The sequence below is a fragment of the Halobacillus alkaliphilus genome (assembly GCF_900113125.1).
GTDB lineage: Bacteria > Bacillota > Bacilli > Bacillales > Halobacillaceae > Halobacillus > Halobacillus alkaliphilus.
The window spans coordinates 171,735-191,387 of record NZ_FOOG01000003.1 but is presented as its reverse complement, the minus strand read 5'-3'; the positions used below and the strand labels follow the sequence as shown (position 1 = coordinate 191,387).

The window sequence follows — 19,653 nt, the reverse complement described above, 5'->3', positions numbered from 1 at the left end:
GTGCATAAGGGGCCGCCTCCTTTTGGAAAATTGCAGCCAGCCACTCCATTCGGAAACGTTACGTGTAATCTACCCTACGTGCTTCTCCGAGGAGAGCGACAATCCATGGTACACTTGCTTCCGAAGACCCGTCTCTGTTACGAGTTCTAAGACATCACGCCATCTCGACCTTTGGTAGAAGTCGCTGACTGTACTCTTCTAATACCCGTTAGGAAACCATTTTCATATGTCATGGTGCGAAAAAATTAGCATGAATGTCTCTGTTAAACTTCCGTGTTGATATTACAGAAAAGCTCCCTTTTGTTGAAGACTTGATGTCGAGATATTTGTAGAGCGGAAGGTCCTCCGGGGGACGATTTCGCTTTCCGGCCCTGCAAGACGCAGGGTCGTTCGACGTTGCCACACGACGTGGTGTTCTTAGTCGAACCTCTTCTGAGGTGAGCTTCCTCGGGCTTTGTAGCCCTGCGGGATCGGGATCTCACCGATCATGTTCATCCCGCAGGAGTCTTCATCGTCCCCCTCCGGACCTGGCCGAATCAGATGCTCGAAACCACTTAAGACATCGACTGGTTTATGAGAAAAAAGCAAATGTTCATAAGGCTATTTTCATGCTATAACGATGTGAATTAGCTTGTCATAAAAGTATTTAGGACTTATTAAGAAGGATAGCATTCTCTCTTATAAAAGCGTCCGTTATTTCCCCACCAGCCCCTTCCTCATAGCGTAACGGACCCAATTTATCTCGAAACTGAGTCTTCAACTATCCGGCCCTATTGCGTAATAAGCCTCTTATGAAAAATCAACAATAAACTATAACAAAGCCTTATATTTAAGAGCGGTGCTTCTGGTAGGTAATTGGCCTGGTCATGGTTTGGATTTCGCCGAATATTTGTTCCGTAAGCGGGTCAGCTTCCAAGTAGCTTAAGTTATCCTCTACCTGCTCAATTGAACTAGCTCCAAATACAGCTGTAGCTACGGCAGGGTGGTGAAGGACATATTGCAGGGCAAGTGCGGTTGTTGTTCTTGCTTCACTGCCATAATCCTGCCATTTTTCAGTAAGGGCAAGGATTTCCTCCTGACTATATTCTAAAAAGCCGTCTTCGGCTTTTTGGGAAGCTTTTTGGTGTCCTTTTGATGAAAGCATTCCTTTAGCCAGCGGCCCTCTGGCAAGTACACTAATATCATTTTCGGAAAGTAGGTCCAGTATTTCTTCTTCTGGCCTTCTATCAAAAGCATTATACTGCATCATGACACTGGAGATATTTGATCTCTTAACATATTCACGTATAACATTCGGACGAATAGAAGATATTCCATATTCACGAATAAGTCCATCTTGTTTAAGTTCATCAAAGGCTTCGATCGTTTCGTCCATAGGATCATCAATAGTACCGCCATGAAGCTGATAAAGATCTATATAATCAGTGCCGAGACGCTGCAAGCTGTCTTTAACAGCACGTTTAATATGTTTTTTGGATGGATCCCATGTCCAGCCTTCCTGTCCTGGTGTGAAGTTATTTCCTGCCTTAGATCCGATAATAAGGTCTTCCCTGCGCCCCTGGATCGCTTTGCCAACTATTTTCTCATTGGCTCCAAAATCATAAAGATCAGCTGTATCTAAGTAATTTACTCCAGCGTCTATTGCCCTGTCGATAATGGATTTTGCTTTCTTTTCATCAGTACCTAAAGACATGCAGCCTAAGCTGATTTCGGATACATACAAGTCCGATTTCCCAATTTGTCGTTTCTTCATATTATCATCCTTTCTTATTTTCCCATTATACGTATAGGGATTCTTCGGTCTCTCCCTTCCACATATGATAAACTATCCATAGATTAATGGAGAGGATGAGAGACTGTGAAGAAGTTTGAAGAGAAAACTTACCATACTGAAACAATCTATACGGGAAAGATTGTCCAATTAAATATTGACAGTGTTACTTTACCCGATGGAAATACATCTAAACGAGAGTTAATTAAGCACCCTGGAGCTGTAGCCGTGATTGCCCTAAATGATGAAGGCAAATTAATATGCGTCGAGCAGTACAGAAAACCAATGGAAAAAAGTCTGGTTGAAATCCCAGCTGGGAAACTTGAGCCTGGTGAGGAAGCTTCGACGTGTGCGCTTAGAGAATTGGAAGAGGAAACAGGATATACTACAGATTCTTTGGAATGGGTGACCTCTTTTTATACATCTCCAGGTTTTGCTGATGAGATTGTCCATATTTATTTCACAGATCAAATTAAAGTCCTGGATCAACGTCCAGATGGGGATGAGGATGAATTCGTAGAACTTATGGAGTTAACGCTGGAGGAAGCTGAAGAATTAGAAAGAAATCAGAGGATTCAGGATGCTAAAACCGCCTATGCTCTTTTATACTGGAAGCTTCGAATTTCAGAGTAAAGCTTTTACCCCTTGGGTATAGATACGTGACTGTGTCATAAGAGGAAGACCGTATGATCCACTTCAGAAAGTCTAACTTTCCTGAATGAAAGTGGTTCCCGAACACTTTTTTTACCTGGGCTGGGTAAGGGGCTGAATAATTATGTGGGGCGATCATATTGAGAGAGATCGTGGAGGAATGTTAGAAAGGTCAGTTACTACTATATCCCCTTTGTGAAATCTATGAACATTTACTAGAGAGTGTTCGATTAGACAAGCAGTATCTAAGTGTTGATCTTAAATACATTGAATAGTGGTCTACTTTAATCTCTTTCTTCATAGATTGGTCATAGACCGGTTATGAGAAAGGGTGGAGATTCCATGCAGAATAGTATGCGGGTGGCAGGAAAAGAGATACAGAGCCATGTAAATATTTTCGTTTTTATATTCGTCTTATTTATTATGGGGATTATATTCGGAGCTGTAATTGTTAACAGCATGAATTTTGTTCAAAAGCAGGATCTCTTTTTTTACTTAAAACAATTCTTTGAACAAAATATTTCCATGGATGGAACCTCAAAAGCTACGCTGTGGAAGGACAGCATTCTTTACCATTTAAAATATATGCTTCTGCTGTTTTTATTAGGTATCTCAGTTATTGGCATGCCTATTATTACCGTTCTATTATTTATTAAAGGACTTGTTGTGGGGTTTTCTGTAGGGTTTCTAGTAAACCAGATGGGCTGGTATGGTCTTTTGATTTCCTCAGCAGCTATTGCTCCTCAGAATTTACTTATCATACCTGTATATTTAATAGCTGGATCGCTGGCCTTGATTTTCTCTTTGACGCTTTGTAAACAGCTGTTTATAAGAAGAGTGCATCAACCCATTCTTAAAGGTTTTGTTCGCTACAGCGCTTTATTTGGGGCATTAATGCTTTTACTGATCGTTGCTTCTACTATTGAAGTATTTTTTTCTAATACCATTCTTGACTACGTGCTAAAGTGGATTTATCATTAATTTAACAGTGATAATCATATTCAATTTAGAATGATTATAAAGCATAGATTAAAATAATTTTAATTTGACACTCGTTCTGACTCTGCTTATAATTAAATTGATTACGAGGGAGGGACGAACGATATGGAGCATCGTATTGAGAGAATTAAGAAACAATTGCATTCTCAGAGTTATAAGTTAACACCTCAAAGGGAAGCTACTGTTCGAGTGCTTTTAGAAAATGAAGAAGATCATTTAAGTGCCGAAGATGTCTACCTCCTCGTAAAAGAGAAAGCACCCGAAATCGGTCTGGCTACTGTATATCGTACGCTGGAATTGTTATCCGAATTGAAAGTTGTCGATAAAATAAACTTTGGAGATGGAGTTTCCCGTTATGACCTGCGAAAAGAAGGAGCGGAGCACTTTCATCACCACTTAGTTTGCATAGAGTGTGGATCGGTAGAGGAAATCGAGGAAGATTTATTAGGGGACGTTGAAAAGCTTGTAGAAGGACAATGGGGATTCCAAGTTAAAGATCATCGATTAACGTTTCACGGGATTTGCCGCGTCTGCCAGAAACAAGCCGTAGCCGCCTCGGCATCAGAGGGAAACGAAGAGAATTAATAAACTGCCGCTATGAAAATAACATAGTGGCTTTTTTATTTTTGCGAGACTTTTATTTTCTACAGACGGGATACTTCTCGATCTATTTACAAACTGGCGTAAATCGTGTAGGTTTATCGTAGGTAGAACAATCATGTATATTTGACGTCCATCTGGGCATATCCTTTTACATAAAGGATCTAGAAAAGGGGTAGCAGGATGGTTCATTTTCGTCAAAATATACAGGAATTAGTTAAAGTTCTTATTGTGTTTACTTTATGTACTTGTGTTTTTTATATGGCACTTCGTCTTGTACATGAAGAGTATGAAAGGCAACATCGATATGATCCGCCTAATGGAGCGGCAGTAAAGGTGTACAAGCCGCTGGAACCGGTCTGGCCGGATAGACTGTCGATATTCTTTCAATTAGGAGAGTAGATGGGTCATGGATTACGCGTTAGAAGATTTTTTTCATTATTTAACAGTTGAGCGAGGTTTATCATCGAATACCATCCAATCTTATAAGCGTGATCTAACGCAATACCAGCAGTTTTTACGACAGGAGCTAAATCTCTCAGATTGGGATCAAGTAACAAGATCACATATAATGAGATACCTGCATGATTTGAATGATAAAGGGCGCTCTTCTGCTACAGTGGCCAGGCTGCTGTCTTCCATTCGTCTCTACCATCAATTTTTAATAAGGGAAAAGGTGACAAATGAAGATCCAAGTCTCCATATAGAAACCCCCAAAAAAGAACGGAAGCTGCCAAAAGTACTTTCATCTGAAGAGGTGGACAAACTCCTTAGTGTGCAAACGAAGGATCCTCTATCATTAAGAAATAAAGCCATGCTGGAAATGCTTTATGCCACAGGGCTTCGCGTCACAGAACTTGTCTCTTTAAAAGTAAGCGATCTTCATCTCACGATGGGATTTGTACGCTGTTTAGGTAAAGGGTCTAAGGAAAGAATTATTCCTCTAGGAGATTTGGCTAAGGAAGCTGTGCAAACCTATTTGGAACAAGGCCGTGGGGCGTTGGTCAAAAATAAAAAGACAGAAGAATTATTTGTGAATCATCACGGAAATAAACTGTCACGCCAAGGTTTTTGGAAAATACTGAAAGCGGTTGCCCGGGATGCTGGAATTATGAAAGAACTCACTCCTCATACGCTGAGGCATTCATTTGCTACACATTTATTAGAAAATGGAGCGGACTTGCGTGCTGTACAGGAAATGTTGGGTCATGCTGATATCTCTACCACTCAAGTTTATACACATGTAACTAAAACACGATTAAAAGATGTTTATCGCTCGTATCATCCACGAGCATAAACTTTTTTGTTTTTAGTTGTCTGACATCCTACATCTATAGAAATTAGCGTAAAATTATTAAGTTATGGGAAAGTAAAAAATAGGAGGGATCGTTAATGAAATCATTTAAAAGAGTATTTTTAGTAGTTATGGATTCTGTTGGGATCGGAGAGGCTCCGGATGCTGAACAATTTAATGATAAAGGAGCCCATACGCTGGGTCACATAGCTGAACAGATGAATGGGTTGAATATGCCGAATATGGGATCGCTTGGATTGAGTAATATTAGAGAAATTCAGGGGATCGAGCCTTCAAAACAGCCTAAAGCTCATTATACAACGATGAGAGAAGCATCTAATGGAAAGGATACAATGACGGGGCATTGGGAGATTATGGGTTTATATATTGATCAGCCTTTTCGTACATTTCCTGATGGATTTCCAGACGAACTTTTGAATGAAATTAAAGAAAGAACAGGACGCGGCATTGTAGGAAACAAACCAGCATCCGGCACAGAAATCATTAAAGAACTGGGAGAGCATCACATAAATACCGGTGATTTAATTATCTACACGTCTGCCGATTCTGTACTTCAAATTGCTGCTCATGAAGATGTGGTTCCGCCTGAAGAGCTATACGAGATCTGTGAACTTTGCCGCGAATTGACACTAGATGAAAAATATATGGTTGGACGAGTAATTGCGCGGCCATTTGTTGGAGAACCAGGGTCTTTTGAACGTACTTCCAACCGTCATGATTATGCTTTAAAACCTTTTGGAAGGACAGTTATGAATGAAATGAAAGATGAAAAACTGGATGTCATTGCTATCGGTAAAATCTCCGATATCTATGATGGTGAGGGTGTAACTGAAGCAATTCGTACGAATGATAACATGGATGGCATGGACAAACTTGTCCAATCGATGGAAAAAGATTTTACAGGGATGAGCTTTTTAAACCTTGTCGATTTTGATGCAAAGTTTGGTCATCGCAGAGATCCGGAGGGTTATGGTGAAGCGCTTGAAGCCTATGACAAACGTCTTCCAGAAGTACTAGATCTACTAAATGAAGATGATCTTTTGATCATTACGGCAGATCATGGTAACGACCCAGTTCATCATGGTACGGATCATACTAGAGAGCTTGTTCCATTGATTGTCTATCATAATGGAATTAAAGATGGAAAAGAATTAGATCAGCGTCAGACATTTGCTGATATTGGTGCCACAATATCTGACAATTTCTCGATCAAAATGCCTGAACATGGAACTAGTTTTTTAAACGATATTAAATAGGAGGGGTATAATGTATCACTTACACGTAGAAGAAGCTTCCAAATATATAAGGGAACAATTAAATGGTCAGCCTACCGTAGGATTAATTCTTGGTTCGGGTTTAGGAGTGCTGGCTGATGAAATTCAAAACTCCACGACTATCCTTTATAAAGAGATTCCTCATTTCCCTGAATCAACTGTTTCCGGACACAAGGGTCAATTGGTTATAGGGGAGTTAGAAGGAAGACAAGTCATTGCTATGCAAGGTCGCTTCCATTATTACGAGGGATACAATATGCAGCAGGTTACCTTCCCTGTCCGTGTAATGAAAGAACTCGGTATAGATACTTTGTTTGTAACGAATGCGGCGGGAGGAATTAATGAATCCTTTGAGCCTGGAAATCTAATGATTATTAAGGATCATATTAACAATATGGGTGACAGCCCTCTTATTGGTCCGAATGACGATGAAAGGGGACCACGTTTCCCGGATATGTCAGAAGCCTATGACCGTGCTTTAATCGAGCATGCTAGACAGAGTGCTGAAAGACTTGAAATTAATGTGCAGGAAGGTGTTTACGTAGGTAACACAGGTCCAGCCTATGAAACAGGTGCAGAGGTTCGAATGCTTCGTGTACTAGGCGGAGACGCTGTAGGTATGTCTACCGTACCTGAAGTTATTACAGCTAGTCATGCAGGAATTCGTGTTTTGGGGATCTCTTGTATTTCCAATATGGCTGCCGGAATATTGGATCAGCCACTGACTCACGATGAAGTTATTGAAACCACCTCTCAAGTGAGAGAGGATTTCCTTGATTTTGTTAAAGAACTTTTAAAGTCATTACCAGCCTGAAAACATAAATAGTAAAGGGTGAGTTAAATGAGAATGTACGATATCATTGTTAAAAAAAGAGATGGTGGCGAACTAACGAAAGAGGAGATCTACTTCTTTGTAGATGGATACACCAAAGGGGATATTCCTGATTATCAAGCCTCGGCACTTACGATGGCTATTTATTTTCAAGGGATGACTCAGGAAGAAACAGCTACATTGACACAAGCAATGGTGGACTCCGGCGAGACAATTGATCTTTCTGCTATCAAAGGACATAAAGTGGATAAACACTCAACAGGCGGTGTAGGCGATAAAGTTACCTTCATTGTAGGTCCATTAGTTGCTTCTGTTGGTGTTCCCGTTGCTAAAATGTCCGGGCGAGGCCTAGGGCACACTGGTGGTACTTTAGATAAACTGGAATCAATTAAGGGTCTGGAAATTGAAATGACAAAGGATCAGTTCATCCATAATGTGAATACTCATAAGCTGGCTGTAGCTGGACAGACAGGAAACCTGGCACCTGCAGATAAAAAGTTATATGCATTGCGCGATGTAACAGGAACTGTCGATTCCCTGCCTCTCATAGCCGGGTCGATTATGAGTAAGAAACTGGCATCCGGTGCAGACGGCATAGTGTTAGATGTTAAAACGGGCTCTGGTGCTTTTATGAAAACCCTTGAAGATTCAAAGAATTTAGCTCAGGAAATGGTGAATATCGGTAACAATCTTGGGCGTCAAACAGTTGCGGTAATCAGTGATATGAATCAACCGCTTGGGTTTGAAGTCGGAAATGCTAATGAAATTAAAGAAGCTGCTGAAATTCTGCAAGGAAAGAATGTAGAGGATTTAAGAGAATTATCTTTAGAACTTGCCTCTCATATGACCGTTCTTGCTGAAGTGTTTACTTCCTATGAAGAGGCTTATGAGGCTTTGGCTAAGAATTTGGAAAATGGAAAAGCATTTCAAAGTTTGCGGAATCTGGTGGAAGCGCAAAATGGTGATGTATCGATGATCGATAACTTAGACAACCTTCCCAAAGCCAAGTACAAGATCGATGTGAAAGCGGAGAAGAGCGGCTATGTAGCTGCAATTGATGCAGAGTCCATCGGCATTGCCGCTATGTACTTGGGTGCTGGACGCGCTACCAAAGATGATGAGATTAATCACGGCGTCGGTATTACCTTGAACAAAAAAATAGGAGATTGGGTGGAAGAAGGAGAAGCTCTAGTTGTTCTGCAGAGCGATGATGAAGATTCTCAAGCATCCATTACTAAAGTATTAGATGCTTATTCTATTGCCGAAGAAAAGGTAGAAAAACCTACGCTTATTTATACAGTCATCAAATAAAATTTTGAGTTTTTTCGAGTCACAATATCTCGACCAGAGTTCTTCGCTATCCTTTTAGTGGAGAACTTTTTTTATTAAATTCTTTCCATAAACGACTCCTTAACGTTTTGGAGCAGAAAGGAGGAGGAAGTTTGAATTCTTGTATTTTTTGTTACCCCGAACTGGATTCCTCCCAACGGGTATTTATGGAGTATAAGAATTGTTTATTTCTGCAGAAGGAACAAAAAACCTTACAGGGATCGGGATTAATTGTTCCTAAAAATCATAAACAGACGGTATTTGATTTGACCAGGAGGAATGGGAGGATAAACATCATTTAATGCTTAGGGTAAAGAAGGGGCTCGATGATGAATTTAATCCAGATGATTACAATATAGGCTACAGCTGGAGCGCAGCATATATTCCACGCCCATATGTACATCATATCCAGGTTTCAAGAGGAACCTTATGCTGGAAAGGGAATTCGTCATTGGCTGAAACAGGACACAAATAGAAAAACGTCAAAAAAACAAGGTGTAGAATCCTATTCTGCACCTTGTTTTTCTTTTCCTAAAACGCTGTATAGAAAACCATATAAAGGGAAAAATAGGGGCACTTACAGAAATTGGAGGTCAATTGTATGCAAAAACTCATCGGCTCCATCCTTATTTTAATGGTAACTTTAAGCATTTTACAGCCAGCATCCATAAAAGCAGAAGAGAAATCTGCACCCGATCTGGTCAATTCTGCTAAATCAGCCATATTGTTAGAAAAAAATAGTGGAATGACGCTCTACGAAAAAGATGCCCATCAGGAACTTCCTCCTGCCAGTATGACAAAGGTAATGACCCTTTTGCTTATAATGGAAGCTCTGGAAAAAGAGAGCATTAGTCTGGATGAAAAAGTAAGAATCAGTGAGCATGCGGCTTCAATGGGAGGATCACAGATCTTTCTAGAAGCTGGCGAAGAGATGACTGTTCAGGACTTGTTAAAAGGAATAGCTGTAGCTTCTGGTAACGATGCAAGTGTAGCCATGGCTGAGCGTATCGCGGGTTCTGAGAAAGAGTTTGTTAATCAAATGAATAAAAAAGCACAAGATTTAGGTCTTAAAAACACACATTTTGAAAACCCGACCGGGCTCCCGGCAAAAGGACATTATAGTACAGCGCACGATATGGCTGTAATGGCTCGTGAACTCTTACTGCACGATGAAGTCACTCAATATACAAGTATCTATGATGATTATTTACGAAAAGGCAAGGAGAACGAATTCTGGCTGGTCACTACAAATAAATTAATTAAAACCTATCCTGGTATGGATGGTTTAAAGACAGGTTACACTTCTGAAGCAAAATATTGTCTAACTGCTTCAGCGAAGCGGGATGACATGCACATGGTTGCGGTCGTAATGGGAGCGGAGACACCAAAGGATCGTAATTCAGATATCACAAGCCTCCTTGACTATGGCTTTGGGCAGTATGAAGGAGTCAAGTTGTACGATAAGAAAGATACGTTAAAAACCATGAAGATCACAAGAGGACAACCTGAAAACATTAAACTTTCTCCTGAAAAAGATGTTGTTATTCTCAAGAAAAAGTCCCAGAAAGAACAGGCTTACGACACTAAAATAAAACTAGTGGAGCAAAAGGAACTCCCTCTTTCCAGAGGAGACCATATGGGATGGGTTATCGTTGAGAAAGATGGAAAAGAAGTAGCTAAAGTCCGTCTCGAAACAAAGGAGAAAGTAGAGAAGGCAAGCTTCATCAACTTATGGGAGCGTTCCTGGAGGAATTTGACGAGCTTTCAGAGGTTTTAGCTTTTTGTCACTAGTATTGTTTTTAAGCAGGAATAAGCAGCAGATTTTACGAAAGACTTAAGGACTCTTATAAGTTAGAGGAGGAAACCAATTGAGTCTTCACGTGGAATTTGTTACTAAAGAGAATGTTTTGGTAGTTCGCTTGGAGGGAGAACTTGATCATCATGAGACCGGTAAACTCCGCGCATCCTGGCGGGATCAGCTTCAGCAGAACAATGTTGACCATGTAGTTGTTAATTTAAAAAAACTTAACTTCATGGATAGTTCCGGCCTCGGGGTTATGCTTGGGCGATATAAAGAGGTTCAAGCTTCAGGGAATGAAATGATTATTTGTTCTATATCTCCAGAAGTCAGGCGGTTATTTGATTTATCCGGGATGTTTAAGATTATGAGGTTAGTTGATAGCGAATCGTATGCTCTTGAACTATTGGGGGTGGCTTCATGCGAAATGAGATGACACTCGAATTCTTGAGTGTAAGTGAAAACGAATCACTTGCGCGCGTGGCGGTAGCGGCATTTGTCAGTCAGATGAATCCTACAATGGAAGAGCTTACGGATATTAAAACGGTTGTTTCGGAAGCTGTCACAAATGCGATCATTCATGGATATGAGGAAAATCCACATCAGAAAGTTATGCTTTCATGTGCAATAGATGGCGAACAAATTGAAATTATTATAAAAGATGAAGGTAAAGGAATCAGCGACATTGAAGAAGCTAAAGAGCCTCTCTTTACTTCAAAACCTGAATGGGAACGTTCCGGTATGGGATTTACAATTATGGAAAATTTCATGGATAAGGTGGATGTCACGTCTGATCCAGATATTGGAACCACAATCCGTATGATGAAGCAGCTCACATCAACTAGAGCTTTATGCAATTGAGGCGGTCGCTATGAGTGATACCACTAAAGAACGCTTATCCGACCAAAATGTCAAAGAGCTGATACGAAGAAGTCAAGCCGGAGACCAGGATGCCAGAGACTTTTTAGTCGAAAAAAACACAAGATTGGTATGGTCGGTTGTACAGCGATACTTACGCAGGGGATATGATCAAGACGACCTTTACCAAATTGGCTGTATCGGCTTGCTCAAATCAATTGATAAATTTGACTTAAGTTATGATGTGCGTTTTTCAACATATGCCGTTCCAATGATTATTGGAGAAATTCAGCGATTTATCCGTGATGATGGAACCGTTAAGGTCAGCCGGAGTTTAAAAGAACTCAATCATAAAGTCAGGGGAAAAAAAGAAGAATTAATGAAGAATCTTGGGCGGTCCCCTACGGTGAATGAATTGGCTGAAGCTCTTGGAATGACAAGAGAGGAAATCGTCCAGGCGGAGGAAGTTGGACGATCTCCTCAATCCATTTATGAAACGGTATATGAAAATGAAGGAGACCCTATAACATTAGTTGACCAAATTGCAGAAGAGGAAGATAACTGGTTTGATCAAATCACACTTCAGGATGTATTAAGCCGGCTTGAAAAAAGAGAACGTCTGATTATTTACTTGCGCTATTATAAAGATCAGACCCAGACAGAAGTAGCCGAACGCTTAGGTATTTCTCAAGTTCAGGTTTCAAGACTTGAGAAGAAAATATTGGCTGATATGAAACAGACGATGAATGATACGAGTTAAACTGCGTTCAATTAGAACGCAGTTTTTTTGTTTTGTGTAATTGTATGTTTTTTTCCAATCACACACATAATAAGCCTATGCCACAGACAGGGAGGCGAAATTATGACGACTCCTGTTTATATCCGTATCAAACAATCGATTAATACAGACCCTTTATCGACGATACGATTAGGAGATATAGCCCGTATCACTGGATCTAGACGTTACGAGACTGTGTTACCAAATATGGTTGTTCACAAAGTAAAAGCTGATGACCAAAACATAGTAGTCATTGATGGCTTCATGATTATTGAACAGGTTCTTTCTAAGTTTCCCCAAGTAGAAGTAGAACTGCTCGGTCCGAGCCAATGTGTGGTGCACATTGAAAAGCATAAAAAGCAGCCTTCTCTTTTACTGATTTCAGGAATTTGGCTGCTTCTTTTTATCGGAGCGGCTATGGCCATTATGAACTTTCATTATGACGTAAGCATGGAATCTGTACAGCAAAAACTCCATTTCATGCTTACTGGAGAAGAGAAAGAACACCCGTTATGGATTCAAGTTCCTTATTCTCTGGGTCTTGGAATAGGGATGATCCTCTTCTTTAATCATTGGTTTCAGAAACGTTTTAACGAAGAACCCAGTCCTATGGAAGTAGAAATCTTCAATTATCAGCAAGATTTAGATCGGTACGTAGCTGTAAAAGAAAATAAGGTGGAAAAACAGGATGCAGATCATTGAAGCACTTATCGGACTTGCCTCAGGTATAGCTGTGGGGACCGGTTTCGTTGCTTTTTTAACTGTATTAGGGATTGTACCTCGATTAATGCAGCTTAGCCACTCAGAGTCTAAGCTGCGCTTGTATGAGGCAGCGGTAATTCTGGGGGTATTCTTTGGAATATACTTATCGTTTGGGGATGGCCCCATACAAGTCTCTATCATTGGTCTCGTTATCTGGGGGCTTTTTCACGGAATCTTTATTGGAATGCTGGCAGCTGCATTAACAGAAGTATTGAATGTATTTCCACTTTTATTTAAAAGAGTTGGTGTAGATGGTTTTTTGTTTACTCTGCTTATGGCTCTCGTTCTAGGTAAAATTGCCGGGTCACTTTTTCAATGGCTGATATTTGTTCGATAACCACTTATAAAATAGAGGAGGTATATGCTTTGGACAAACAAAAACTTAACGAACAGAATTATGAGAAGGCTAGTAAAACGTATCAACCTAAACCTCCTTATGTACTTAATGTAATTAAGGCCTTTATTATCGGGGGATTAATATGTGTGCTGGGAGAATTGCTTACAGAAATGTACGTCCATTGGTTTGATTACTCTGAAAAAGATGCGGGCAACCCGACTGTAGCTACGTTAATTCTTTTGTCTGCACTGGCTACAGGATTTGGGGTTTACGATAAACTGGGACAGTTTGCAGGCGCGGGATCAGCCGTACCAGTAACAGGATTTGCTAATTCTATTACATCTGCAGCGCTTGAGCATAAGAGTGAGGGGCTGGTGCTAGGTGTAGCCACGAACTTATTTAAACTGGCTGGATCTGTCATTGTGTTTGGAGTAGTAGCTGCTTATGTTCTAGGTATTTTACGTTATCTTTGGTCGCTTATTTTTTAGGAGGAATACACTATGGGAAAAACAGGAGTGCAATCATGGTCTTTTATTAATCCAGTTTATATACAGTCTTCAGGTACCGCAGTAGGTCCTCTAGAAGGACAGGGACCACTCAGCAGCACTTTTGATCGTGTTCACGATGATCTTCATTGCGGAGAAGATAACTGGGAGTTAGCGGAACGTCGGTTAATGATAGACGCCGTTCATTCTTGTCTTCAAAAAGCGGGAGTGGACGAATCGAATGTTGATTTATTTTTAGCAGGAGATCTTTTGAACCAAAATGTAACTGGAAACTATGTTGCCAGACAACTAGGCATCCCTTTACTCGGCATGTTCGGTGCTTGTTCTACGAGTATGGAAACTTTAGCTACGGCAGCAGCGCTAGTGGAAGCTGGTTACTCAAAACAGGCGTTGGTAGCAGTAAGCTCTCATAATGCTACGGCGGAAAGGCAGTTTAGATATCCAACTGAATACGGAGGACAAAAACCAAAAACCGCAACATTTACTGTAACAGGAAGTGGAGCGGCGTTAGTATCTAAGACTCCTTCCCCGGTTAAAATTGAAGCAGCTACAATTGGGAAAGTAATGGATTACAAAATTAAAGATCCATTTGATATGGGTTCTGCGATGGCACCTGCTGCATGGGATACAATTAAAACTCACCTGGAAGATATGGGGAGAGTACCTGAAGATTATGATGTCATTGCAACTGGCGATTTATCTTCTGTGGGGACACCGATCTTACGTGATCTTATGAAACAGGATGGTTATGATATCACGCCTGTTCATAAGGATTGTGGTTTAATGGTATATCATAGTGACCAGCCTGTATTCAGCGGGGGGAGCGGATGCGCTTGCTCGGCTGTGGTTACTTACGGTAAATTGCTGGATGATTTAAAACTGGGTACTTATCAGCGTATATTAATCGTTGCAACTGGAGCCCTAATGAGCCCAACAATGATGCAGCAGAAAGAATCCATCCCTGGGATCGCTCACGCTGTAGTTTTAACGAAAGGGGAAGTTTCTCAATGAATTTTTTATGGGCTTTCGTCGTAGGTGGAGGAATCTGTGTTATTGGACAGCTGTTACTTGACTTTGCGAAATTAACTCCAGCTCATGTTATGTCGTCTTTCGTTGTAGCAGGTGCGGTTCTTGATGCATTTGACTTGTATGATAATTTGATTGAATTTGCAGGAGCAGGCGCCACCGTGCCAATTACAAGCTTTGGTCATTCGCTTTTACATGGAGCTATGGAACAAGCGGATGAACACGGAATTATAGGTGTAGCTATTGGTATTTTTGAGTTAACATCCGCAGGTATAGCATCAGCTATATTGTTTGGTTTTATTGTAGCTGTCATTTTTAAACCGAAAGGATAACAAGCAATTAGGGAGGTGACATCTTTGACTGAGCGGGTTAAAACACCAATCGTGATGAAATTAGAACAAAATCGAAAGGTAATGAATGAGCGAGTGGGTGTGGGGCAATCATTTGATATAGGTTTCCGGACGTTGCACCTGCTAAATCATGAAATTAATCTTTACTACGTTACCGGATTATGTGAAACACCTATTATTGTAGAGCTGATGAGACAGCTGTTTGAAATGAATGAAGTTGAAAGTGACAGCGAGAAGCGCTCGGTTTTTCAGCAGATCAAAGATGAAATCCCTCACCAGCAAGTTGAAGTGGTTTCTTCAATTGAGAAATGTATAACTCAATTATTATCAGGATTAGTTGTAATCTTTGTACAAGGCGAAACAGAAGCTTTCATCGTAGATGTTCGATCGTATCCTGGACGAACACCAGAGGAACCCGATACTGAGAAAGTTATTCGCGGATCCAGGGATGGTTATACAGAGAATATTATTGAAAATACCGCACTAACTAGAAGGCGAATTCGTGATGAACGTTTGAGGCATGAAATCATGCAAGTAGGAGAGCGTTCAAAAACAGATATCTGCTTGTCGTATATTCAAGATGTAGCAGACCCGGGACTTGTGGAGCTCCTTAAGAAGGAAATAAAAAATATTAAGATTGATGGGCTATCCATGGCTGACAAAACGCTTGAAGAATTTCTCGTTCATCAAGGGCGGAACCCTTTTCCGCTGGTAAGGTACTCGGAAAGGCCAGATGTTACAGCCGCTCATTTATTTGAAGGTCATGTCGTAATTATGGTGGATACATCCCCGAGTATGATCATTACTCCAACTACCTATTTTCATCATGTCCAGCACGCCGAAGAATTCCGCCAATCCCCTGCTGTCGGCACGTTCGTAAGGTGGGTCCGATTTTTTGGGATATTTGCTTCTGTATTTTTGCTGCCTCTCTGGATGCTGTTTGTTATGCAACCGGACTTGCTACCTGAGCAGCTATCATTTATTGGGCCTAATGAAGAAAGCACGATACCAGTGATCATGCAAATTCTATTAGCAGATTTAGGACTGGAAATGCTCAGAATTGCAGCCATCCATACGCCCACGCCTTTATCCACCGCAATGGGTTTAATTGCTGCCGTTTTAATAGGACAAATTGCTATTGATGTCGGGATGTTTGTACCCGAAGTGATTTTATATGTCGCTGTGAGTGCTATAGGCTCATATGCTACCCCCAGCTACGAACTTTCTGTTGCGAATAAAATGTCCCGCGTCCTGCTTGTCATATTTGTCGCTATGTTTGGTATCAAAGGATTTATGATTGGTATGACCCTGTACATTATAATACTTGCTCATACTAAATCTCTAAACACTCCATACCTCTGGCCGTTTCTTCCATTTAATGCTAAAGCAGCTCTTCAGATTGTTTTACGGATGTCTATGCCTTCATTAAAAGTAAGGCCGAGCATTGTTCATCCCCAGAATAATCAGAGGCAAAGATCGTAATTATATTGCCGGCTCTTTATCAATGTGATAAATTAAAATAAATCAACTTGAGAGATGTTCCTTTTATGAAGGAGCATTTTCTTTTTAAGAGGTACAAAAGGCGGTGTTTTTTATGAATTACGAAACAGATCAGCGAGGAGCTCTGCTGATCGGCGGCATTCCGGCCAAAGACTTAGCCGATCAGTATGGAACTCCCTTATATGTATATGACGTGGATAAAATACGAGCAAATGCCAGGGCGTTCGTAAACACCTTTCAGGATTATGACATCCCTGCGCAGGTAGCGTATGCAAGTAAGGCGTTTTCATCAATCGCTATGCTTGAAGTGGCTCGCCAAGAAGGGTTAAGTCTGGATGTGGTATCAGAAGGGGAACTTCATACGGCTCTGGAGTCTGGCTTTCCTGCTGAGAAGATTCATATGCATGGAAATAATAAAAGTATTCAGGAACTGGAAATGGCGGTTGAGAATAATATAGGCTGTATCGTGGTTGATAACTTCTATGAAATTGAACTGCTTCATGCTATTTTACAAGAACAGCAAAAGGAAATGGACGTTCTGCTTCGCGTAACCCCAGGAATAGAAGCCCATACCCATGACTACATTCTGACTGGCCAGGAGGATTCAAAATTTGGGTTTGATTTGTCCAGTGGGCAAGCAGAAGAAGCCTTTCTAAAAGTTAATGAAGCAAGTCGAATAAACATGAAGGGGCTCCACTGCCACATTGGTTCGCAAATATTTGAAACGAGTGGATTTGAAATGGCTGCCCGTAAACTCTTTTCAGCTCTAAATGATTGGTCTGAAAAGTATGACTACCAAGCTTCCGTCTTAAATTTAGGGGGAGGATTTGGAATTCAATATACGGAAGAAGACCAGCCGTTAGACTTGGATCAATATGCCCACTCCTTAATTAAGGAAGTGACAGAGCTTTCTGCCCGTTACAATTATCCTATTCCTGAAATTTGGATAGAACCAGGCAGGGCAATCGTAGGGGAAGCTGGAATTACTTTATATACAGTTGGGTCTATTAAAGATGTGCCGGGAATCAGAACTTATGTTTCCGTGGATGGAGGAATGACCGACAATATCCGTCCAGCACTTTATCAAGCTAAGTACGAAGCGGTTTTAGCTAATAAAATGAAGGAAATAAACCACCAAGAATATGCTATCGCTGGAAAATGCTGTGAATCAGGAGATATGCTAATCTGGGAGACTGAACTTCCAAAAGTCGAACATGAGGATTTACTTGCAGTTTTTAGTACGGGAGCGTATGGTTATTCTATGGCAAACAATTACAATCGCTTTCAAAAGCCGGCTGTTGTTTTTGTTGAGAATGGCAACCATCAGTTGGTTGTCCGAAGAGAAAGTTATCAGGAAATAACAAGGTTAGATTTATCTTATTTAAACAGAGAGGGGTAGGAAGAGATGAAACAAGCAACAATTGAATTTGAAAATGGAGAAAAAATGCTAGTAGAACTATATGATGAGGCAGCTCCTGGAACGGTAGAAAACTTTGAAAAACTTGCGAATAGTGAATTTTACGATGGATTGACCTTCCACCGTGTCATCCCCGATTTTGTTATACAAGGCGGAGATCCTAATGGAAATGGAACGGGAGGGCCTGGATATACGATCAAATGTGAAACAGAAGGCAATCCTCATAAACATAAGAGAGGTTCTCTTTCCATGGCTCACGCGGGTAAAGATACAGGAGGAAGTCAATTCTTTGTCTGCCACTCTCCACAGCCGCACTTAGATGGTCGTCATACAGTATTTGGACAGGTGATTGAAGGTGTCGATACAGTAGACCGCGTTCGCCCTGGAGATGTTATGTACAAGGTTAGAGTCGAAGACAAGTAATCCAATAAAGGAAGACGTTCATGGTTCTCGATGTTTTTCTCCTGCTCTTCTTAATAGCTCCACTTGGTCTATTTATACACGAGATGGGTCATGTACTGTTCGCAATGATTTTTCGTGCTGAAAAATCTTATATTATTATTGGAGCAGGCAGGACAATATACAATTTCCGTGTTGGAAAACTGCAAGTGTATGTTCGTATGTTTTTCTTTAACGGCGGGCACTCAATCAACGAGAAGACACCATCTTTTTCGTTTAAAGAGAAAGCCTGGATAAGTATGGGAGGGCCTCTGTTAAACGGAGTGGTGGCTTCTCTTCTTTTTCTGCGTCCAGTTACAGAGCAACCGGAAGTATTCTTTTATTTCTATTTGTTCAACGGATATCTGGCCATAACCAATAGCTTTCCCTTTTATATCAAAGGTATAAAATCAGATGGCTACCGTTTCTTTCAATACTTTAGGTCGGTCAAATCTTAGAGGGTTACTACAAAGGGTTGCATCTTCAAGTGAATTTGTTATTCTATATTTTGTATGCAAAACCAAATATTCCGGGGGAAGCTGAATGAGAAAGAAGAATTGGACACTGTTTATTTTTCTGCTTGTACTAGGATTTGCCTGGGGCATCTACTACTGGTTTGGAATTGTGCAGTAGCTTATTGCTGGTGAGAAAACTTCACCGCTCTATAGGATTAGCATCGCCGTTCTATAGAATAGATTAAGAAAAGTTATTTTCATAATTGAGGGGTAACTATGTTAATTCGATATAAGAAATCATTTGAAAAGATTGCAATGGGTCTTTTGTCCTTTATGCCTGAGGTATCAGATTTGAAGATGCTTCAAGGAATCATAAAGGAATATGAGACGAATGAAAATTGGAATTTATTCTTATGGAGAGATGAAGATATTCTTGGAACCATTGGAATTCGAGTGGAAGGTCGGAAAGTGATCATTCAGCATGTATCTGTAAACCCATCCCATAGAAACTCAGGTATTGGCAGACAAATGATCCAACGTATACAAGAGAATTTCGGCAGTCAATACGAAATTTGTGCAGATGAAGCCACGGAATCATTTGTGGTAAAATGTGAATCACAAAGACCTTCTTCACAAGTATAGGAAAGGAGATGTCCA

At 40.6% G+C, this 19,653-nt stretch carries 23 protein-coding genes; 22 read left to right on the top strand and 1 reads right to left on the bottom strand.

Features of this window, described 5'->3' with window-relative positions:
- Window positions 1–829: 829 nt before the first annotated feature.
- Window positions 830–1,753, bottom strand: a complete 924-nt coding sequence (locus tag BMZ06_RS03670; RefSeq protein ID WP_089750231.1) for an aldo/keto reductase — start codon at window positions 1,751–1,753, stop codon at window positions 830–832.
- Window positions 1,754–1,858: 105 nt separating this feature from the next.
- Here BMZ06_RS03670 and BMZ06_RS03665 point away from each other — a divergent pair, with 105 nt between their 5' ends.
- The 22 genes from BMZ06_RS03665 (at window position 1,859) to BMZ06_RS03555 (ending at window position 19,638) form a co-directional block, all read left to right on the top strand.
- Window positions 1,859–2,404 carry an NUDIX hydrolase gene (locus tag BMZ06_RS03665; protein WP_089750229.1) on the top strand — a complete coding sequence of 182 codons (546 nt, stop codon included), beginning with the start codon at window positions 1,859–1,861 and terminating at the stop codon, window positions 2,402–2,404.
- A gap of 360 nt (window positions 2,405–2,764) precedes the next feature.
- On the top strand, window positions 2,765–3,403 hold the full coding sequence (gene spoIIM / locus BMZ06_RS03660) for a stage II sporulation protein M (RefSeq protein ID WP_089750227.1): 639 nt from the start codon (window positions 2,765–2,767) through the stop codon (window positions 3,401–3,403).
- Between the two features lie 123 nt (window positions 3,404–3,526).
- Complete coding sequence (gene fur, locus BMZ06_RS03655) at window positions 3,527–4,006, top strand: ferric iron uptake transcriptional regulator (RefSeq protein ID WP_089750226.1); 480 nt, start codon at window positions 3,527–3,529, stop codon at window positions 4,004–4,006.
- Window positions 4,007–4,204: 198 nt separating this feature from the next.
- Window positions 4,205–4,423 (top strand): DUF4227 family protein, encoded by a 219-nt coding sequence (locus BMZ06_RS03650; protein WP_089750224.1) that lies wholly within the window; start codon window positions 4,205–4,207, stop codon window positions 4,421–4,423.
- 7 nt (window positions 4,424–4,430) lie between these two features.
- The gene (gene xerD / locus BMZ06_RS03645; protein WP_089750222.1) at window positions 4,431–5,318 is read left to right on the top strand and encodes a site-specific tyrosine recombinase XerD; all 888 of its coding nucleotides are present in this window, start codon (window positions 4,431–4,433) and stop codon (window positions 5,316–5,318) included.
- A gap of 95 nt (window positions 5,319–5,413) precedes the next feature.
- Window positions 5,414–6,592, top strand: a complete 1,179-nt coding sequence (gene deoB, locus BMZ06_RS03640) for a phosphopentomutase (RefSeq protein WP_089750220.1) — start codon at window positions 5,414–5,416, stop codon at window positions 6,590–6,592.
- Between the two features lie 10 nt (window positions 6,593–6,602).
- Window positions 6,603–7,424, top strand: a complete 822-nt coding sequence (locus BMZ06_RS03635; RefSeq protein ID WP_089750218.1) for a purine-nucleoside phosphorylase — start codon at window positions 6,603–6,605, stop codon at window positions 7,422–7,424.
- A 27-nt stretch (window positions 7,425–7,451) separates the two neighbouring features.
- Entirely contained in the window at window positions 7,452–8,753 is a 1,302-nt protein-coding gene (locus BMZ06_RS03630; RefSeq protein ID WP_089750216.1) for a pyrimidine-nucleoside phosphorylase, read from the top strand.
- A gap of 619 nt (window positions 8,754–9,372) precedes the next feature.
- Complete coding sequence (locus BMZ06_RS03620) at window positions 9,373–10,548, top strand: D-alanyl-D-alanine carboxypeptidase family protein (RefSeq protein ID WP_089750214.1); 1,176 nt, start codon at window positions 9,373–9,375, stop codon at window positions 10,546–10,548.
- A gap of 91 nt (window positions 10,549–10,639) precedes the next feature.
- Complete coding sequence (spoIIAA, locus tag BMZ06_RS03615; RefSeq protein WP_089750212.1) at window positions 10,640–11,005, top strand: anti-sigma F factor antagonist; 366 nt, start codon at window positions 10,640–10,642, stop codon at window positions 11,003–11,005.
- Window positions 10,990–11,430: an anti-sigma F factor gene (spoIIAB, locus tag BMZ06_RS03610; RefSeq protein WP_089750210.1), complete on the top strand. Its 441-nt coding sequence runs from the start codon at window positions 10,990–10,992 to the stop codon at window positions 11,428–11,430. Before spoIIAA ends, spoIIAB begins: the two co-directional genes overlap by 16 nt.
- 10 nt (window positions 11,431–11,440) lie before the next feature.
- Window positions 11,441–12,187 carry an RNA polymerase sporulation sigma factor SigF gene (gene sigF, locus BMZ06_RS03605; RefSeq protein WP_089750208.1) on the top strand — a complete coding sequence of 249 codons (747 nt, stop codon included), beginning with the start codon at window positions 11,441–11,443 and terminating at the stop codon, window positions 12,185–12,187.
- A gap of 102 nt (window positions 12,188–12,289) precedes the next feature.
- A complete protein-coding gene (locus BMZ06_RS03600; protein WP_089750206.1) occupies window positions 12,290–12,907 on the top strand; it encodes a stage V sporulation protein AA in 618 nt (205 codons plus the stop codon).
- A complete protein-coding gene (locus BMZ06_RS03595; RefSeq protein ID WP_089750204.1) occupies window positions 12,894–13,304 on the top strand; it encodes a stage V sporulation protein AB in 411 nt (136 codons plus the stop codon). The genes BMZ06_RS03600 and BMZ06_RS03595 overlap by 14 nt, the downstream gene beginning before the upstream one ends.
- A gap of 29 nt (window positions 13,305–13,333) precedes the next feature.
- Window positions 13,334–13,792 carry a stage V sporulation protein AC gene (spoVAC, locus tag BMZ06_RS03590; protein ID WP_089750202.1) on the top strand — a complete coding sequence of 153 codons (459 nt, stop codon included), beginning with the start codon at window positions 13,334–13,336 and terminating at the stop codon, window positions 13,790–13,792.
- Between the two features lie 12 nt (window positions 13,793–13,804).
- Complete coding sequence (gene spoVAD, locus BMZ06_RS03585; RefSeq protein ID WP_089750200.1) at window positions 13,805–14,821, top strand: stage V sporulation protein AD; 1,017 nt, start codon at window positions 13,805–13,807, stop codon at window positions 14,819–14,821.
- Window positions 14,818–15,168, top strand: a complete 351-nt coding sequence (gene spoVAE / locus BMZ06_RS03580; RefSeq protein ID WP_089750198.1) for a stage V sporulation protein AE — start codon at window positions 14,818–14,820, stop codon at window positions 15,166–15,168. The genes spoVAD and spoVAE overlap by 4 nt, the downstream gene beginning before the upstream one ends.
- A 54-nt stretch (window positions 15,169–15,222) precedes the next feature.
- The gene (locus tag BMZ06_RS03575; protein ID WP_089750248.1) at window positions 15,223–16,668 is read left to right on the top strand and encodes a spore germination protein; all 1,446 of its coding nucleotides are present in this window, start codon (window positions 15,223–15,225) and stop codon (window positions 16,666–16,668) included.
- Between the two features lie 112 nt (window positions 16,669–16,780).
- Window positions 16,781–18,085: a diaminopimelate decarboxylase gene (lysA, locus tag BMZ06_RS03570; RefSeq protein WP_089750196.1), complete on the top strand. Its 1,305-nt coding sequence runs from the start codon at window positions 16,781–16,783 to the stop codon at window positions 18,083–18,085.
- Between the two features lie 6 nt (window positions 18,086–18,091).
- Entirely contained in the window at window positions 18,092–18,526 is a 435-nt protein-coding gene (locus tag BMZ06_RS03565; RefSeq protein WP_089750194.1) for a peptidylprolyl isomerase, read from the top strand.
- Window positions 18,527–18,546: 20 nt separating this feature from the next.
- On the top strand, window positions 18,547–18,999 hold the full coding sequence (locus BMZ06_RS03560; protein ID WP_089750192.1) for a site-2 protease family protein: 453 nt from the start codon (window positions 18,547–18,549) through the stop codon (window positions 18,997–18,999).
- A 273-nt stretch (window positions 19,000–19,272) separates the two neighbouring features.
- Window positions 19,273–19,638 carry a GNAT family N-acetyltransferase gene (locus BMZ06_RS03555; RefSeq protein ID WP_089750190.1) on the top strand — a complete coding sequence of 122 codons (366 nt, stop codon included), beginning with the start codon at window positions 19,273–19,275 and terminating at the stop codon, window positions 19,636–19,638.
- The last annotated feature ends 15 nt before the right edge of the window (window positions 19,639–19,653 follow it).

Bases quoted from the DNA above. Each gene is read 5' to 3' on its own strand.
- BMZ06_RS03635 (WP_089750218.1), top strand. From the start codon at position 6,603: ATGTATCACTTACACGTAGAAGAAGCTTCCAAATATATAAGGGAACAA.
- BMZ06_RS03650 (WP_089750224.1), top strand. From the start codon at position 4,205: ATGGTTCATTTTCGTCAAAATATACAGGAATTAGTTAAAGTTCTTATT.
- BMZ06_RS03565 (WP_089750194.1), top strand. From the start codon at position 18,092: ATGAAACAAGCAACAATTGAATTTGAAAATGGAGAAAAAATGCTAGTA.
- BMZ06_RS03600 (WP_089750206.1), top strand. From the start codon at position 12,290: ATGACGACTCCTGTTTATATCCGTATCAAACAATCGATTAATACAGAC.
- fur (WP_089750226.1), top strand. From the start codon at position 3,527: ATGGAGCATCGTATTGAGAGAATTAAGAAACAATTGCATTCTCAGAGT.
- deoB (WP_089750220.1), top strand. From the start codon at position 5,414: ATGAAATCATTTAAAAGAGTATTTTTAGTAGTTATGGATTCTGTTGGG.
- BMZ06_RS03575 (WP_089750248.1), top strand. From the start codon at position 15,223: ATGAAATTAGAACAAAATCGAAAGGTAATGAATGAGCGAGTGGGTGTG.
- BMZ06_RS03555 (WP_089750190.1), top strand. From the start codon at position 19,273: ATGTTAATTCGATATAAGAAATCATTTGAAAAGATTGCAATGGGTCTT.
- BMZ06_RS03620 (WP_089750214.1), top strand. From the start codon at position 9,373: ATGCAAAAACTCATCGGCTCCATCCTTATTTTAATGGTAACTTTAAGC.
- spoIIM (WP_089750227.1), top strand. From the start codon at position 2,765: ATGCAGAATAGTATGCGGGTGGCAGGAAAAGAGATACAGAGCCATGTA.
- BMZ06_RS03560 (WP_089750192.1), top strand. From the start codon at position 18,547: ATGGTTCTCGATGTTTTTCTCCTGCTCTTCTTAATAGCTCCACTTGGT.
- xerD (WP_089750222.1), top strand. From the start codon at position 4,431: ATGGATTACGCGTTAGAAGATTTTTTTCATTATTTAACAGTTGAGCGA.
- spoIIAB (WP_089750210.1), top strand. From the start codon at position 10,990: ATGCGAAATGAGATGACACTCGAATTCTTGAGTGTAAGTGAAAACGAA.
- spoVAD (WP_089750200.1), top strand. From the start codon at position 13,805: ATGGGAAAAACAGGAGTGCAATCATGGTCTTTTATTAATCCAGTTTAT.
- spoVAE (WP_089750198.1), top strand. From the start codon at position 14,818: ATGAATTTTTTATGGGCTTTCGTCGTAGGTGGAGGAATCTGTGTTATT.
- BMZ06_RS03630 (WP_089750216.1), top strand. From the start codon at position 7,452: ATGAGAATGTACGATATCATTGTTAAAAAAAGAGATGGTGGCGAACTA.
- sigF (WP_089750208.1), top strand. From the start codon at position 11,441: ATGAGTGATACCACTAAAGAACGCTTATCCGACCAAAATGTCAAAGAG.
- BMZ06_RS03670 (WP_089750231.1), bottom strand. From the start codon at position 1,753: ATGAAGAAACGACAAATTGGGAAATCGGACTTGTATGTATCCGAAATC.
- BMZ06_RS03595 (WP_089750204.1), top strand. From the start codon at position 12,894: ATGCAGATCATTGAAGCACTTATCGGACTTGCCTCAGGTATAGCTGTG.
- lysA (WP_089750196.1), top strand. From the start codon at position 16,781: ATGAATTACGAAACAGATCAGCGAGGAGCTCTGCTGATCGGCGGCATT.